12 protein-coding genes are annotated in these 16739 nt (G+C 67.8%); 6 read left to right on the plus strand and 6 right to left on the minus strand.

The annotated features are described in order from the left end of the window. Window position 1: 1 nt before the first annotated feature. On the minus strand, window positions 2-892 hold the full coding sequence (locus RA210_RS21600) for a LysR family transcriptional regulator (protein WP_201487964.1): 891 nt from the start codon (window positions 890-892) through the stop codon (window positions 2-4). 151 nt (window positions 893-1043) lie between these two features. On the opposite strand from RA210_RS21600, the gene RA210_RS21605 reads away from it, so the two are divergent. The 3 genes from RA210_RS21605 (at window position 1044) to RA210_RS21615 (ending at window position 7070) form a co-directional block, all read left to right on the plus strand. Further along, on the plus strand, window positions 1044-2198 hold the full coding sequence (locus tag RA210_RS21605) for an MFS transporter (RefSeq protein ID WP_236574834.1): 1155 nt from the start codon (window positions 1044-1046) through the stop codon (window positions 2196-2198). Between the two features lie 60 nt (window positions 2199-2258). Further along, window positions 2259-6284 (plus strand): ATP-dependent RNA helicase HrpA, encoded by a 4026-nt coding sequence (gene hrpA, locus RA210_RS21610; RefSeq protein WP_201487966.1) that lies wholly within the window; start codon window positions 2259-2261, stop codon window positions 6282-6284. Window positions 6285-6461: 177 nt separating this feature from the next. Beyond that, complete coding sequence (locus RA210_RS21615) at window positions 6462-7070, plus strand: YSC84-related protein (RefSeq protein WP_236574835.1); 609 nt, start codon at window positions 6462-6464, stop codon at window positions 7068-7070. 52 nt (window positions 7071-7122) lie between these two features. Here RA210_RS21615 and RA210_RS21620 read toward each other — a convergent pair whose 3' ends face one another. The 3 genes from RA210_RS21620 to RA210_RS21630 form a co-directional block, all read right to left on the minus strand. Next, window positions 7123-7650: a hypothetical protein gene (locus tag RA210_RS21620; protein ID WP_136490728.1), complete on the minus strand. Its 528-nt coding sequence runs from the start codon at window positions 7648-7650 to the stop codon at window positions 7123-7125. 67 nt (window positions 7651-7717) lie between these two features. Then, window positions 7718-9694: an alkaline phosphatase D family protein gene (locus RA210_RS21625; protein WP_201487967.1), complete on the minus strand. Its 1977-nt coding sequence runs from the start codon at window positions 9692-9694 to the stop codon at window positions 7718-7720. A 52-nt stretch (window positions 9695-9746) separates the two neighbouring features. Then, window positions 9747-10121, minus strand: coding sequence for a hypothetical protein (locus tag RA210_RS21630; protein ID WP_201487968.1), 375 nt, complete (start codon window positions 10119-10121; stop codon window positions 9747-9749). A 336-nt stretch (window positions 10122-10457) separates the two neighbouring features. Between RA210_RS21630 and RA210_RS21635 the strand changes: the two genes are divergently transcribed. Then, window positions 10458-11792 (plus strand): putative porin, encoded by a 1335-nt coding sequence (locus RA210_RS21635; RefSeq protein ID WP_201487969.1) that lies wholly within the window; start codon window positions 10458-10460, stop codon window positions 11790-11792. A gap of 86 nt (window positions 11793-11878) precedes the next feature. Next, on the plus strand, window positions 11879-13006 hold the full coding sequence (locus RA210_RS21640) for a GNAT family N-acetyltransferase (protein ID WP_201487970.1): 1128 nt from the start codon (window positions 11879-11881) through the stop codon (window positions 13004-13006). Between the two features lie 51 nt (window positions 13007-13057). Here RA210_RS21640 and RA210_RS21645 read toward each other — a convergent pair whose 3' ends face one another. Together RA210_RS21645 and RA210_RS21650 are read right to left on the minus strand one after the other, a co-directional pair. Next, complete coding sequence (locus RA210_RS21645; protein WP_201487971.1) at window positions 13058-13612, minus strand: peptidylprolyl isomerase; 555 nt, start codon at window positions 13610-13612, stop codon at window positions 13058-13060. Between the two features lie 57 nt (window positions 13613-13669). After that, entirely contained in the window at window positions 13670-14569 is a 900-nt protein-coding gene (locus RA210_RS21650; protein WP_136490734.1) for a LysR family transcriptional regulator, read from the minus strand. 254 nt (window positions 14570-14823) lie between these two features. Here RA210_RS21650 and RA210_RS21655 point away from each other — a divergent pair, with 254 nt between their 5' ends. Further along, window positions 14824-16155 (plus strand): DEAD/DEAH box helicase, encoded by a 1332-nt coding sequence (locus tag RA210_RS21655; protein ID WP_201487972.1) that lies wholly within the window; start codon window positions 14824-14826, stop codon window positions 16153-16155. Window positions 16156-16739 lie beyond the last annotated feature (584 nt).

Raw genomic sequence — 16739 nt, forward strand, 5'->3', positions numbered from 1 at the left:
GTCAGGCGCCGGCCTGACCGGCCGCGAGCAGCGTGTCCAGCTCTGCGAGCAGCTCGCGGGTGGCTGGGGTCGGATGGCTCGACCAGATGGCGTAGACCCGGCGCTTGGGCGCGTCGGCGACCGGGATGCGCGGCAGGCCGACGAAGGTGGCGGCGCTGCTGGCCGGTGCCAGACCGACCGCCAGGCCGCCGCGGGCCAGGCGCTCCAGCAGGAGCAGGTGGCTGATCTCGAAACTCACCCGATGTGCCAGGCCGAGGGCGGCGAAGGCCTCGTCAGTCTGCTGGCGCGCGCTGCTGCCGGCGGGGAAGTCCACCAGCGGCAGGTCCTGCAATTCCTCCAGACGCAGACGCGCGCGGTCGGCCAGCGGGTGTCCGGGGGGCAACACCGCGACCAGCTCCTCCTCGACCAGCAGGCGCTTCTCCACGCCCGGTAGCGGCTTGCTGGTCGCCACGCCGACGAACGCCAGATCGATGCTGCCCTTGCGCACCTCCTCCAGCAGCAGGTCGCTGTGCTCCTGGCGCAGGCCGATGTCGATCTGCGGGAACCGGCGGTGGAAGGCAGCCAGCAGCTCGACTATGTCGAACAGGTCGAGCGAGGAGATCGCTCCGACGGTCAGGCAGCCGCGCACCTCGCCGGCCACCGCGGCCACCTGGGCGGGAATCCGCCGGGTCGTCTCCACCACCTGGCGCGCCTCGCGGAGCAACGCCTCGCCGGCCGGGGTCGTCACCACCCGGCGCGGCCGTCGCTCGAACAGGCGCGCGCCCAGCTCCTCCTCCAGGCGGGCGATCTGGTGGCTGAGCGCGGACTGCACCACGTTGCAGCGCTGCGCCGCGCGGGTGAAGTGGCCTTCCTCGGCGAGGGCGATGGCGAATTCGAGCTGCTTGAGGTTCATGGCTTTCAATCCTTTTTGTAGATTGCAGCAATCTTAACAATTCATTTCTGTCATCGCCTGGTCGGCCGGATACTGCGTGCCCCTTCCTGGCGAGGACGAGACCATGCACGAACACCCAACCCCTCCCTTGAGCCGCTGGCTAGTGCTGCTGATGGCTTTCGCCACCGGCGTGGCGGTGGCCAGCAACTACTACAACCAGCCGCTGCTGCAGACCCTGGCCGACGAATTCGGCCTGTCCTATGCCCGCGCCGGCACCCTGGTCACCACCGCCCAGGTCAGCTACGCGCTGGGCCTGATCCTGCTGGTGCCGCTCGGCGATCTGCTGGAGCGCCGCGGGCTGATCGTCGGCATGACCCTGCTGGTCGCCGCCGGCCTGCTGCTCAGCGCCTGTGCGCCGAGTTTCGCCGTGCTGCTGCTGGGCACCGCTCTGGCCGGGGCCTTTTCGTCCGTCGCCCAGGTACTGGTGCCCTTCGCCGCGACCCTGGCCGCGCCCGCCGAGCGCGGCCGGGTGATCGGCACCCTGATGAGCGGCCTGCTGCTCGGCATCCTGCTGGCGCGCACCGTGGCCGGCAGCCTGTCCGAGCTGGGCAGTTGGCGCGGCGTGTACTTCCTCGCCGCGGCGGCCATGACTGTCACCGCGCTGGCGCTGTGGTTCGCTCTGCCGCGCTACCGCCACCCGGAGCGCCTCGGCTATCCCCGGCTGCTCGCCTCGGTCTTCGTCCTGTTCCGCGAGGAACCGGAGCTGCGCCTGTATACCCTGCTCGGTGGCCTGACGTTCGCCCTGTTCGCCATGCTCTGGACGCCGCTGGCCTTCCTGCTCTCGGCCGAGCCCTACGGCTACTCCGACGGGGTGATCGGCCTGTTCGGCATCGTCGGCGCGGTCGGCGCGCTGGCCGCCAGCCTGGCCGGGCGGCTGGCCGACCGCGGGCGCGCCGCGCAGGCCATCACCCTGGGGCTGGCGCTGCTCGCGCTGTCCTGGCTGCCGCTGGGCTTCGCCGGCGGCTCCCTGGCGGCGCTGCTGGTCGGCGTGGTGCTGCTCGACCTGGCGGTGCAGCTGACCCACGTCAGCAACATGAACCAGGTCTACCGGCTGCGTCCCGAGGCGCGCAGCCGGATCAACGCCGGCTACATGACCGGCTACTTCGTCGGCGGCGCGCTGGGTTCGCTGAGTTCGGCGGCGCTGTACGAGGCGTTCGGCTGGCGTGGCGTGTGCGCCGCCGGCGCGGCGCTGGGCGTTGTGGCGCTGGGCATTTGGCTGGCGCTCGGCCGGCATGGCGCTGCGCCGGCGGCGGTGGCCGGGGACTGACCCGCTGGCGGGCAAATCTGCGACAATCGGCGCCCCGAATTGCCTGCCGATGCCCGCCCGATGAGTGCCGTACCCGCCTTCGACCAGCTGCTGAACAACCTCGACCAGGCGCTCAACGCCGACCGCCACCGCCTGCGCCGCCAGCTCCTCGAACTGCGCAAGCAGGCCGGCACGCCGGCGTGGGACGAGGGCAGGCTGGCGCAGTGGCTGGAGCGCTTCCAGGCATCCATAGCCAAGGTCGCGGCGCGCCGCGCCAGCGTGCCGCGCATCCGTTACGACGACGCCCTGCCGATCGCCGCGCGCCGCGAGGAGATCCGTGCGGCCATCGAGAAGCACCAGGTGGTGGTGATCGCCGGCGAGACCGGCTCGGGCAAGACCACCCAGCTGCCGAAGATCTGCCTGGAAGCCGGGCGCGGCGTGGCCGGGCTGATTGGCCACACCCAGCCGCGCCGCCTGGCCGCGCGCAGCGTCGCCACCCGCGTCGCCGAGGAGCTGGGCACGCCGCTCGGCGAGCTGGTCGGCTACCAGGTGCGCTTCGAGGACCACAGCGGCGAGCAGTCGCTGGTCAAGCTGATGACCGACGGCATCCTGCTCGCCGAGACCCAGCACGACCGCTTCCTCGAGAAGTACGACACCCTGATCGTCGACGAGGCCCACGAGCGCAGCCTGAACATCGACTTCCTGCTCGGCTACCTGAAGAACCTGCTGCCGCGCCGCCCCGACCTCAAGGTGATCATCACCTCGGCGACCATCGACCTGGAGCGCTTCTCCAGGCACTTCAATGACGCGCCGATCATCGAGGTGTCCGGGCGCACCTACCCGGTGGAGACCTGGTACCGCCCGCTGGCCGCCGAGCTGGACGAGAACGGCGAGCCGCTGTTCGACGACCTGTCGGTGGACCAGGGCATCCTGCGCGCCCTCGAGGAGATCGAGGCGCACGAGCGCTCGATCGGCAAGCGCCCGGGCGACGTGCTGGTGTTCCTGCCCGGCGAGCGCGAGATCCGCGAGGCCGCCGAGGTGCTGCGCAAGGCCAACCTCAGGCACACCGAGGTGCTGCCGCTGTACGCGCGGCTGACCCCGGCCGAGCAGCAGAAGATCTTCAAGCCGGCCGGCGGGCGCAAGATCGTGCTTGCCACCAACGTCGCCGAGACCTCGCTGACCGTGCCGGGCATCCGCTACGTTATCGACTCGGGCACCGCGCGGATCAGCCGCTACAGCTACCGCGCCAAGGTGCAGCGCCTGCCGGTGGAGGCGGTCTCGCAGGCCAGCGCCAACCAGCGCAAGGGCCGCTGCGGCCGGGTCGAGCCGGGCATCTGCATCCGCCTGTACAGCGAGGAGGACTTCCTCGGCCGCCCGGAATTCACCGATCCGGAGATCCTGCGCACCAACCTGGCCGCGGTGATCCTGCAGATGCTGCACCTGCGCCTCGGCGACATCCAGGACTTCCCGTTCATCGAGCCGCCGGAAGGCAAGGCGATCAGCGACGGCTTCAACCTGCTGCAGGAACTGTCCGCGGTCAGCCGCGACAACCAGCTGACCCCGCTGGGCCGCCAGCTGGCGCGCCTGCCGATCGACCCGCGCCTCGGGCGCATGCTGCTGGAAGGCGCCCAGCAGGGCAGCCTCGCCGAGGTGCTGGTCATCGCCAGCGCCCTGTCGGTGCAGGACCCGCGCGAGCGGCCGATGGAGCGCCAGCAGGCCGCCGACCAGGCCCATGCGCAGTGGAAGAACCCGGACTCCGACTTCGCCGCGCTGATCAACCTGTGGCACGGCTTCGAGGCGCAGCGCCAGGCGCTGGGCGCCAACGCGCTGCGCAACTGGTGCCGGCGCAACTTCCTCAACTACCTGCGCCTGCGCGAATGGCGCGACGCCCACCGCCAGCTGCTGCTCACCTGCCGCGACCTCAAGCTGCCGCTCAACCAGCTGGAGGCGCCGGAGCCGGTCGCCGCGCCCGTGGTGACGGGCGAGCTGGACCAGCGCGCCCGTCAAGCGGTCGCCGCCCAGGACGAGCGCCAGCAGGCCGCGCAGACCCTGAAGAACTACGCCGCCGTGCACAAGGCGCTGCTCGCCGGCCTGCTCAGCCAGATCGGCCAGAAGACCGAGGAAGGCGACTACAACGGCGCCCGCCAGCGGCGCTTCTGGCTGCACCCCGGAAGCAGCATCGGCCGCAAGCGCCCGCAGTGGGTGATGGCCGCCGAACTGGTGGAAACCACCAAGCTGTTCGCGCGCATGGTAGCGAAGATCGACCCCGACTGGATCGAACCCTTGGCGCCGCACCTGCTCAAGCGCAACCATCTGGAGCCGCACTGGGAGAAGAAGCGCGGCCAGGTGGTGGCCTTCGAGCAGGTCACCCTCTACGGGCTGATCATCGTCGGCCGCCGGCCGGTGCACTACGGGCCGGTCGACCCGGCGGCCTCGCGCGAGCTGTTCATCCGCGAGGGCCTGGTGCGCGGCGAGATCAACAGCCGCGCCAGGTGCCTCGCCGCCAACCGCCAGTTGCTGGACAAGCTCGACGAGCTGGAAGCCAAGGCGCGCCGCCGCGACATCCTCGCCGACGAGGAAACCCTGTTCGCCTTCTACGACGCACGCCTGCCGGCGGACGTCTACCAGACCGCCAGCTTCGAGAGCTGGTACAAGCGCGAGAGCGCCAGGGATGCGCAGCTGCTGATCATGCGCGAGGAGGACGTGCTGGCCCGCGAGGCCCGCGAGGTCACCGCGCAGCAGTACCCGGACAGCCTGAGCATCGGCCGCCTGCAGCTGCCGCTGTCCTACCATTTCGAGCCCAACCACCCGCGCGACGGCGTCACCGTGCGCGTGCCGGCGCCGCTGTTGCCGCAGCTGCCGGCCGAGCGCCTCGACTGGCTGGTGCCGGGCCTCTTGGAGGCCAAGTGCGTGGCGCTGGTGCGCGGCCTGCCCAAGGCGCTGCGCAAGAACTTCGTGCCGGTGCCGGACTTCGTCGGCGCCGCGCTGACCAAGCTGGCCTTCGGCGAGGGTTCATTGCCCGAGGCGCTGGGCCGCGAACTGCAGCGCATGACCGGCGCCCGCGTGCCCGAGGAGGCCTGGGCCGACTCCGCCGCCCAGCTGGAAAGCCACCTGAAGATGAACATCGAGGTGGTCGATGCGCGCGGCAAGTTCCTCGGCGAGGGCCGCGACCTGGCCGAGCTGACCGCGCGCTTCGCCGAGGCCAGCCAGGCCGCGCTGGCCATCCCCGAGAGCAAGGCCGAGGCCAAACAGGTGGAAGCCAAGGGCTTCAGCGTGGCGCAGAGCACCCAGCAGAAGATCGCCGGGCTGTCGCTGACCGTCTACCCGGCGCTGGTCGAGGACAACGGTGCGGTCAAGGAAGGGCGCTTCCCGACCCAGGCCGAGGCCGAGTTCCAGCACCGCCGCGCCCTGCAGCGCCTGCTCCTGCAACAACTGGCCGAGCCGGCCAAGTACCTGCGCACCAAGCTGCCGGGGATCACCGAGATGGGCCTGCTGTACCGCGAGCTGGGCCGCGTCGAGGCGCTGGTCGAGGACATCCTGCTGGCCAGCCTGGACAGCTGCATCCTCGAAGGCGAAAGCCCGCTGCCGCGCGACGGCGCCGCGCTGGCCGCGCTGGCCGAGCGCAAGCGCGGCAGCTGGAGCGAGCACGCCGAGCGCCTGGCGAAGCTGGTGCTGGAGATACTCAAGCTCTGGCACGGCCTGCAGAAGCGCTTCAAGGGGCGCATCGACCTGGCCATGGCGGTGGCGCTCAACGACATCAAGGCCCAGCTGGCCAATCTGGTCTACCCCGGCTTCGTGCGCCAGACCCCGGCCGAGTGGCTGAAGGAGTATCCACGCTACCTCAAGGCCATCGAGCAGCGCCTCGACAAGGTCGGCAGCCAGCTGCAGCGCGACCGGGTGTGGAGCGGCGAACTGGCCGGCTACTGGGAGCAGTACCAGGCGCGCGCCGCCAAGCACGCCCAGGAAGGCAAGCGCGACCCCGAGCTGACCCTGTACCGCTGGATGCTTGAGGAATACCGGGTGTCGCTGTTCGCCCAGCAGCTGGGCACCCGCATGGCGGTGTCGGACAAGCGCCTGAACAAGCAGTGGGCGGCGGTGGAGGCCTGAGGCGGGCCGCTGGCGCGGTGCGGTATCCAGGGTCGGAGGAGCGGAATTGACCACCTTCGCGGCACGAACTAGCGTTTTTCTGGCGTGCACCCGCGCGCCGCGTCCAGCGTGGGCAGGCGTCATCTCCTGACTCGCAGTGGCTGGACCACGCCGAGTTTTCCCCTGCGGAGGTGAATCATGAAACTTGTCCAGTCCGTCTCGCGCGCCGAGCCGGTCGCTGTGCCCCTGGTGCCCGTGAGCAAGGCCTGGCAGATGCTGCTCGCCGCGATCATCGGCATCTGGCTGGTCGTGGCGGCCAGCCCGGTCCGTGCCGCCGATGCGGCGCAGCTCGACCAGGCGGCACAGGCCGCCCTGCAGGACCTGTATGCGAAGGTGCCGGCGGCCAAGGTGCTGGGCGAGAAGGCCCGGGCGATCCTGGTGTTCCCCAGCATCACCAAGGCCGGCCTAGTGGTCGGCGGCCAGTACGGCGAGGGTGCGCTGATCCGCGACGGCAAGACCGTCGCCTACTACAGCACCGCCGGGGCTTCCTACGGCCTGCAGGCCGGGGTGCAGAAGTACGGCTACGCGATGATGTTCATGACCGACGCGGCCTTCCAGGCGCTCGACAAGGTGGACGGCTTCGAAGTCGGCGTCGGTCCGACCGTGGTGGTGGTCGACGAGGGCGTGGCCAGGAACGCCACCACCGCGACCATGAAGGACGACATCTATGCCTTCGTCTTCGACCAGAAGGGGCTGATGGCCGGGATCGGCATCCAGGGCACCAAGATCACCAAGCTGCAGAAGTAGCTCGCCAGCGCCGCCTCACCCGGCAGGCCGCGCCCGCCGGGTGGGCCGGGCGTCAGGGGCGGGCGACCTCGACCATCTCCGGGGTCACCTCGATCACCCGGATCTGCTCCGGCTCCTGCGCCAGCAGGGCCTGCCTGGCCACCTTGTAGCAGTCCTCGACGTGGGCATTGCCGAGCAGCTTCATCGCGCCGAAGCTGATCGAGGCGGCCAGCGCCTGGCCGAGGATGGGCACGAACTTGGCAGCGGTCTTGGTGGCGACGCGGATGCCGAGGCGCTGCAGCATCTGCATGACCAGTTGCTGGGTCACCCACTTGCCGATCAGGTTGTTGCCCAGGCTGGTGGCGCCGACCAGCACGATGCGCTGGAGCTTCGGGTCGAGTCCGCGGACCTGTTCGGCGCCGAGGCCGAACTTCTGGTTGATCGCCGGGATCAGCTCGATCAGCAGGGCGATGTCGGTGCCCAGGTCGAGGCCGGGGATCGGCAGCACCGCGGCGCCGGCGGAGAGGCCTGCGCGCTTGGTCACCATGGCCTTGCACTCGTCGCGCAGGGCGTCCAGTTCTTCGAGGGTGCGGGGCAGCATGGGGTCTCCGGAGCTGGCTGCTGTGTATCCAGTATGCGCCAAATCGGCGCGCGGGTGAGCCCTGGGCTCAGCCGTCCATTTCCTGCCGCACGATGGCTTCGAAGCACGTCGGCGCCGAGCCATCGGCGTTCAGCTGGCGGATCTCGCAGGGACGGCCCTGTTCGTCCAGGCGCACCTGGCCCAGGCCGGCGCCGTTCCACAGGCGCTCGCCGCGCTGGCTGCGGCTGGGGATGCGCGGGGTGATCTGCATGCGGCGGCGCTTGGTGAACCAGTTGAGCGGCGAATGCGGGGCGTACAGCCAGCGGTTGAGGCGGTCGAACCAGTCGAGCAGGCGTCGCGGGAATTCGTTCTTGATGCCGCTGCTGGTGATCTGCCAGATGCGCGGCCCGCTGTCGCGGTGGCGGATGTGCACCTCGTAGGCGAAGGAGTAGTGCACGTCGCCGGAGAGGATCACGTAGTTCGCCGGCGTGCGCGAGTGGCGGAAGATGTTGAGCATCACCTTGGCCGCGCCGCGGTGGGCCATCCAGTTTTCCGCGTCGACCAGCAGCGGGTAGCCGGCCCAGGTGAACAGGCGCTGGACGATCTCGATCAGCTTGACGCCGAACATCGGCGCGGGCGAGACGATGACCACCGCCGGCTCGTCGAGCAGGGCGTGCTGCAGCTCGCAGAGGGCTTCCCAGTCCATCAGGCCGGAGGGGCGGCTCAGGTAGCTTTCGCTGCGCCAGCGGCGGGTGCGGGTGTCGAGCACCAGCAAGAGTGGCTGGCCGGGCAGGCTGTAGTGCCAGTGGTCGAAGGTCAGCAGGCGGTCGATGACGGCGTCCTGCGCTTCGGCGCTCAGCCGCTGCTGCCGGTCCGGGGTGGCGAGCAACTCGCGGATCGCCGGCAGCTCGCCAGCGAAGGCCTCCGGGCAGTTGCCCCAGCCCTGGCACAGCAGGTAGCCGAGCAGGGCGTTGCCGACGATGCGTCGCGAGAACGGGTGGCCGTAGGCACTCTGCTCCCAGCGCGCGGAGAGGTTCCAGTCGTCGGTGATGTCGTGGTCGTCGAAGATCATCAGGCACGGCAGCTGGGCCAGGGCCCGCGCGGCCTGCGGCAGGTCGGCGACGAAGGCGCGGATCAGGGGCTCCTCCGCACGGTAGCGAGTCGCCAGGTGCTCGGGCAGCTCCGGCATGCGCGGAGCGATCAACTGCCAGGGAGTGGGCGACCAGACCAGCAGGTACATGGCCAGCACCTCGGCGAAGGTGACCAGGTGGTTGTGCGCGTTGGCGCTGGTGAACACCGGCTTCTTCACGCCGCCGAAGAAGCGCTCGCGCAGTTCCTCGTTGGCGGTGTAGGCGGGCAGCAGGTCTTCGCGCCGGTAGTAGCCGGCCGGGTGCGCGTAGAGGGCCTCGCTGGTACTGACCGTGGCGCCGTCGAGGTGCTCGCCGTACAGGCCGAGGCGTTCGATCAGGCGGTGGACGGCCACCAGCATCGGGCCGGCGACATCGTCGGCGTAGACCTGGTCGCCGCTGAGCATCAGCAGCGCCGGCCGCTCGGCCGGCTGCGAGCGAGTGGCGGCGAGCAGCGCGTCGGCCTGCAGCAGACCGTCCTTGCTGGGGTGATGCGGCTTGCGGCAGGAGCCGTGCAGCAGGTGATCGAGGCGGCCGCGGCGCACGAAATCCGGCCGCGCTTGTCCCGGGTACAACAGATGAGGGGCCCAGTCGGCGATCGCCCGGGTGCCGCCGTCCTCTTCTTCTATATGCAGGTCGTAATAGATGAAGGCGTCGGCCGGCAGCGGCTGCTCCAGCGTCACGTCGATCAGGTGCAGCCAGGCGTGGCGGCCGATGGCCAGGCGCTGGCAGCGGGAATCGTCGAGCGGCAGGGCGAGTTCGACCGCGCCGTGCTGCGGATCGTCATAGGCCAGTTGCAGGCTGGCGTTCAGCGCTCGTGTGCCGACCAGCCAGAGCACCAGGCGCCGGGCTTCGAGGCGGCGCAGCAGCGGGCCGGCGAGGACGGTGGGCAGGTCGGTGGCGGTGAGGGGCGCGGTGGCAGTCGGTGTGGCGTTCATCTTTCTCGAAAACGGGGCGTGCCCGCATTGGTCTGCGTGGGCGGCGTTCGGTTCACTCGCCGTCGCGTTCCGGGGCCAGGGCGAACCAGGCCAGCAGCGGGTAGGCCAGGTAGTGGGCGGCGAACAGCAGCAGGGCGGCGGGGCCGTGGGCATCCTGCAACTCGATCAACACCAGCAGGCCGAGATAGAGCAGGCCCAGCCCCAGGGCGTACCAGCCGACCAGTATGCGCCGCTCCACTGGGTAAGGCCGGCGGCCGCAGCGCCAGCGAAACACCAGGGCCAGCCCCAGCGCCACCAGGCCGGCGACCAGCAGGGTGGCGAACGGGCCGCCGACCCTGAGCAGGGTGCGTACCGGCAGGTTGAGCAGGATGCAGGCGACGATGCCGCCGAGGGCGTAGTGGCCGAGCCTGGGGGATGCGGTGGACATGGGGCGCCTCCGGTCTGCGCATGGGCGGTGTCTTGCTGCCGTCGATGGCGGCACGGATAGTGGCCTGCCGTTCGGTCGTCACACTACGGGATGCGCCGCCCATCGCTCAAGGCGGATCGTGCTTGCGCTGGAAACCGCGTGCTTGACGCCTCGTCGCCAGCGGTCGAAACCCCGGCCGGGCGCCGGCGCACAGCGAATGGGAAAAGTTCCGCTTTCACAAAATCTTCACATTTTAGCCGCAGGCCTGTAATGCGCGGTCACCAAGATTCCCCCCAACACAACTAAGCCGCTGGCTGACGTGTTTTGGACGCCAACAATTGTCGAGGGGAATTTTTGATGAGTCGTATTGTTTCTAAGCACGTTGCTTCGGGTCTGTGCACCGGCCTGCTGCTGGCCATGAGTGTACCGGCCAGCGCGGCTGTCGATGCAAAACTGCTCGAGATGCTAAAGGCCAACGGCTCGATTACCGCTGCCCAGCACTCCGAACTGCAGGCCGAACTGGCCAAGGAGCAGGCGGAAGTCACTGCGCAGAAGGCTGCTGCCGCCAAGTTCGATGAGAAGCTGGCCTGGGCGACCAAGACCCAGTTCAAGGGCGATGTGCGCCTGCGCCAGGAAGTCACCAACGTCGACGGCGATACCCACGGTGGCAAAGACAAGAACCGCCAGCGTGTGCGCATGCGCCTGGGCGCCTACAGCCAAGTCAACCCGGAAGTGGATGTCGGCATCCGCATTGCCAGCGGCGGCGGTGATACCGCCCGTACCGACCGCAGCGACCGTCGTTCCACCAACCAGGATCTGGATAACTACTTCGACAAGAAGAGCATCTGGATGGACCAGGCCTATATCGACTACCACCCGGATGCGGTGAAGAACCTGCACCTGATCGGCGGCAAGATGCCCCAGCCCTGGTTCAGCGTGGCCGACGTGGTCTGGGACGGCGACATCAATCCGGAAGGTCTGGCTGCCACCTACAAGTACCCGCTGGGCGGCAGCACCGAGCTGTTCGGCAGCGCCGGTTACTACAACCTGGACGACAACGTCGACGACGAGGGCGTGGAGTTCAAGCACGACGCCCAGATGTACACCGCTCAGCTCGGCGTCAAGCTCGCTCCGGCGGATAAGGTCGGCGTGACCCTGGGCGGTAGCGTCTACAGCTTCGACAACGACAAGATCACCGACGGCAACGGCAACATTACGCCTTCCGCGCTGACCGCATTCGGTAACACGACCTCTGAGTTCGAACTGTGGGAAGGCTTCGGTCAGGTCGACTTCACCGGTCTCGCCGTGCCGCTGTCGCTGTACGGCCAGTATGTGGTCAACGCCGCTGCCAACGACGAGATCGCCTTCAAGAACCACGGCGGCAATGGCGGCAACGATGGCGACACCGCCTGGCTGGTCGGCTTCAAGACCGGCTACGGCAAGGTCAAGTTCGACTACAACTATCGCGACGTGGAGCGCAACGCGGTGGTCGGCCTCTTCACCGACTCCGACTTCGCCACCGGCGTGACTGGCTCGCGCGGCCACAAGTTCAAGCTGGGTTACGACATCAGCAAGAACTTCTCCGCGGGTGCGACCTACTACATGGCCGAGACCGACTCCATCGAGAATGGCCCGCTGTTGGTTGATACCGACACCGACACCCTGCAGCTGGACCTCGAAGCCAAGTTCTAAGCTCCAGGCTTCATCCGTAAAAATCCCATTCAAGCCCCACTCCGGTGGGGCTTTTTTTCGTCCGCACGCCGCGCCAGACTGTGCCGATGACGATCCAGACCCTGCCATCCCTCGCCCTGATTGCTGCCCACGACTGGGACCGGCTGTTGCCGGACGGGCAGCCGTTCCTGCGCCATGCCTTTCTCGCTGCCCTGGAAGACAGCGGCAGCGTCGGCGCGCGCAGCGGCTGGCAGCCGGCCCATCGTCTGCTGCGCGATGCGGACGGCCGGTTGCTGGCGGCCATGCCGGCCTATGTGAAAAGCCATTCCCGCGGCGAGTACGTGTTCGACTGGTCCTGGGCCGACGCCTGCCAGCGGGCGGGTATTGCCTACTACCCGAAGCTGCTGGCGGCGGTGCCGTTCTCCCCGGTGACGGGCGCCCGGTTGCTGGCGCAGGAGACGGCGGGCGCCGGGCAGTTGCTCGACGGTCTGGCTGAAGGGCTGGCCGGGGAGGGGCTGAGCGGGCTGCATGTGAACTTCACCGACGCCTTCGCCGATGGCGTGCTCGCCGGGCGCGCGGGCTGGCTGGAGCGCCTCGGTTGCCAGTTCCACTGGATCAACCGCGGCTATCGCGACTTCCAGGACTTTCTCGAGGCGCTGAGCTCGCGCAAGCGCAAGCAGATGCGCAAGGAGCGCGAGCAGGTGGCGGGGCAGGGGATCGCCTTCGACTGGCGCATGGGCGGGCAGCTGAACGAAGCGGAGTGGGATTTCGTCTACGCCTGCTACGCCAACACCTATGCGGTGCGCGGCCAGAGGCCCTACCTGACGCGAGCGTTCTTCAGCCTGCTGGCCGAGCGCATGCCGGCGTCGATTCGCGTGGTGCTGGCGCTCCAGGCGGGGCGGCCGGTGGCGATGGCCTTGTTCCTGGTGGATGGCCAGTGCCTGTACGGGCGCTACTGGGGTTGCCTGGCCGATTTCGACCGCCTGCACTTCGAGACCTGTTTCTACCAGGGCCTGGAGCTGGCGATCGGCCAGGGGCTCGGGCGCTTCGATGCCGGGGCGCAGGGCGAGCACAAGCTGATCCGCGGTTTCGAGCCGGTGTTGACCCGTTCCTGGCATTACCTGCGGCACCCGGGGTTGCGCGCGGCGGTGGCGGATTTTCTCGAGCAGGAGCGGGCCGGCGTGCGCGCCTACCTCGAGGCGTCGCGTGGCTTGCTGCCGTATCGACAGGGATAGCAGGGGGCGCCGTTTCCGGGTGAGGCGCTGAGCCCACCCGGAAGCGCGCGTTTACAGGCGCTTGGCCGACTCGATCAGCACCGGTTCGACCGGCACGTTCTGGTGCATGCCGCGGTTGCCGGTGCGCACGCCGGCGATGCGGTCGACCACTTCCATGCCGCGGACCACCTTGCCGAACACCGCATAGCCGAAGTCGCGGCCTCCGTGATCGAGGAAGGCGTTGTCGGTCAGGTTGATGAAGAACTGGCTGGTGGCGCTGTTGACGTCGCTGGTGCGGGCCATGGCCAGGGTGCCGCGCACGTTGTGCAGGCCGTTGTCGGCCTCGTTCTTGACCGGCGCGCGGGTGTCCTTCTGCTGCATGTCGGCGGTGAAGCCGCCGGTCTGGATCATGAAGCCGGGGATGACCCGGTGGAACTGCACGCCGTTGTAGAAGCCGCTGTCGACGTAGCCGAGGAAGTTCTTCACGCTGATCGGCGCTTTTTCCTCGTTCAGTTCGACCTCGATGTCGCCGAGGCTGGTGGTGAGCAGTACGCGCGGTGCCTCGGCGGCCAGCGCGCTGGCGGAGAGGAAAAGGGCGCAGGCGGTCATGGCGAGTTTCTTCAGCATGGAGGTGCTTCCTGTTGTGTGGGGGGCGAAATCGGTTGCTCGGAGATCGGCAGCGGGTCAGCCATTGTTGCTTGCGAGGGCACTCTGGCGCAGCAGTTCGCTGAGGATGCGGGTAGCGGGGCCCATCTGGCGGTCCTTGTTCGGGTAGAGGAAGAAGCGCATCTCGCGTCGGGCCCCGTTGCCCAGTGGCAGCGGTCTGAGCTTGCCTTCTGCCAGTTCGCGCTGGATCAGGTGGCTGGGCAGCCAGGCGAAGCCGAGGCCACTGCTGACGAAGGTGGCAGCGGTGGCCAGGCTGCCGACGGTCCAGCGCTGTTCCGCGCCGAGCCAGCCGACGTCACGCTGCTGGCGACGGCCGGAGTCGCGGGTGACGATTTGCAGCTGGGCTTCCAGATCCTGGAAAGTCAGCTCGCGCTGCAGGCGATGCAGCGCGTGATCGGGGTGGGCGACGGCGACGAACTCGACGTTGGCCAGATCGGTACCCAGTTGACCGGGCAGGATCAGGCCGCTGATGGCCAGATCGGCCTCGCCCTCGGTGAGCGCCTCCTCGACGCCGGACAGCACCTCCTCGCGCAGCAGCACGCGGCAACCGCGGCTTTGCGGCATGAAGGCGGAGAGGGCTTCGACCACCTGGCGGGTCGGATAGGCGGCGTCCAGGACCAGGCGTACCTCGGCTTCCCAGCCCTGCTCCATGTGATGAGCCAGTTCCTCGAGCTGGCTGGCCTGCTTGACCAGTTGCCGCGAGCGGCGCAGGAGCAGGGTGCCTGCTTCGGTGAGCACTGCCTTGCGTCCGTCGATGCGCAGCAGCGGTACGCCGAGCTGCTCCTGCATGCGGGCGACCGTGTAGCTGATCGACGACTGCGAGCGGTGCAGTGCTTCGGCCGCCTGAGCGAAGCCGCCGTGGTCGACGACCGCCTGCAGGGTACGCCATTGCTCGAGAGTTACGCGGGGGGCTTTCATCGACCTTGCTCATGATGGATCGGGCTGTTGATTCGAGGGTATATCAATCAACTCGATGCCTTGTAGTGGTTTTCGGTGATCATTTATCGAATATCCCTGGCGTTGATCCGTTTTCTCAAGGGCGGCGCAGTGGCAGCCGGCTGGCAGGGCGATGCGCGGCGCGCTCATCCGCGCGGTCCTGCAAACAACGCCTGAGTGATGGCGCGCATTGGGGTAGTCTATGCGCCAGCGATTTTCATCATTCGAGGTAGGCTGTGTTTGCTGATTACGGTTTGCATGAGCGACTGCTCAAGGCGTTGTCGTCCCTGTCCTTCACCGAGCCGACTGCGGTTCAGGCGGCAGCCATCCCGCCGGCCTTGGCGGGGCGCGACCTGCGGGTGACCGCCAAGACCGGCAGCGGCAAGACGGCAGCCTTTGTCCTGCCGCTGCTGCACCATCTGCTCCAGAACAGCAAGCCGCAGGCCGGCGCGCGCGCCCTGATCCTGCTGCCGACCCGCGAACTGGCCCTGCAGACGCTCAAGGAGGTCGAGCGCTTCGCTCAGTTCACCTTCATCAAGGCCGGCCTGGTTACCGGCGGCGAAGGCTTCAAGGAACAGGCGGCCGCGCTGCGCAAGAATCCCGAGATCGTGATCGGTACCCCGGGGCGGGTGCTCAACCATCTGGAGACCGGCAGCCTGACGCTGGGCGATGTCGAGGTACTGGTGCTCGACGAGGCCGACCGCATGCTCGACATGGGGCTCAGCGAAGACGTGCTGAAGATCGCCAGTGCCTGCCCGCAAGAGCGGCAGACCCTGCTGTTCTCGGCCACTGCCGGTGAACGGGCGCTGGGGCAGGTGGTCAGCGTGGTACTGCGTGATCCGGAGGTGCTGTTGCTCAATCGTCGGGACGAGCTGAACGAAAACCTCCGCCAGCAGATCATCACGGCAGACGATGTGCCGCACAAGGAGCGCCTGCTGCAGTGGCTGCTGGCTCACGAGCCTTTCGCCCAGGCCATCGTCTTCACCAATACCCGAGCCCAGGCCGATCGCCTGTCCGGCGTGCTGCGTGCCTCGGCGGTGAGGTCCTACGTGTTGCACGGCGAGAAGACCCAGGAGGAGCGCCGGGAGGCGGTCGAGCGCCTGCGTCAGGGCAACATCAATGTGCTGATCGCCACCGACGTGGCCGCACGTGGCCTGGACATCGAAGGGATCGACCTGGTGATCAACTTCGACATGCCGCGCAGCGGCGACGAGTATGTCCACCGCATCGGTCGCGCTGGTCGCGCCGGGCAGACGGGCCAGGCGATATCGCTGATCTGCCACAACGACTGGAACCTGATGTCCAGTATCGAGCGCTACCTCAAGCAGTCCTTCGAGCGTCGCCAGATCAAGGAGCTGCTGGGCAGTTACCTTGGGCCGAAGAAGCTCAAGGCATCCGGCAAGGCGGCGGGCACCAAGAAGAAAAAGCTGGCCAAGAAGTCCGGGACTGCGGCCAAGGGCAGCAGCAAGTCGCCGACCCGCAAGGGCGAGAAGAAAAGCCCCGCCCCGGCTCTCGGTGATGGTTTCGTGGCCCCCAGGCGTAAGAAGCCGGGGGCAGTCGAGGGCTGAGTAGGAAAACTGAAAAAAGCCGTTGACGTCGCCGCCGATGTCTCTATAATGCGCCCCACTTCCAGCGGCAAGCTGATCGAAAAAGCCTTGTAAATCAAGTGCTTGGATCGGGGTGGTGGTGGAAGTGCAGGGTGATCTCCCTGCTGCGTCTTCGGTTTCCGGGTTGAAGGTGCGTTGTTCGGAGGTGTTGACAGCGGCTCTGGTTGCTGTATGATTCATCTCCCTCGCTTCGGTGGTCGAGTTCTTCGCTGAAGCGCAAGCAGTTGATTCGAAAAGAAAATTTTCGAAAAATGCTTGACAGGTTGAAAGGCTGCTGTAGAATGCGCGGCCTCGGTTGAGACGAAGCGGAAACGCTGAGTGAATCGATCGAAACGCTCTTTAACAAGTTGAATCAAGCAATTCGTGTGGGTGCTTGTGAGGTAAGACTGACAGTCGCAAGATTATCAGCATCACAAGTAACACTCGTGAATTCGAGAGTTTTTTGCGATTGCTGAGCCAAGTTTAGGGTTTTCTCAAAACCCGAATTGATTTGAACTGAAGAGTTTGATCATGGCTCAGATTGAACGCTGGCGGCAGGCCTAACA

The sequence above is a fragment of the Pseudomonas sp. OF001 genome, from assembly GCF_904426495.1.
In the GTDB taxonomy this organism is placed as follows: domain Bacteria; phylum Pseudomonadota; class Gammaproteobacteria; order Pseudomonadales; family Pseudomonadaceae; genus Geopseudomonas.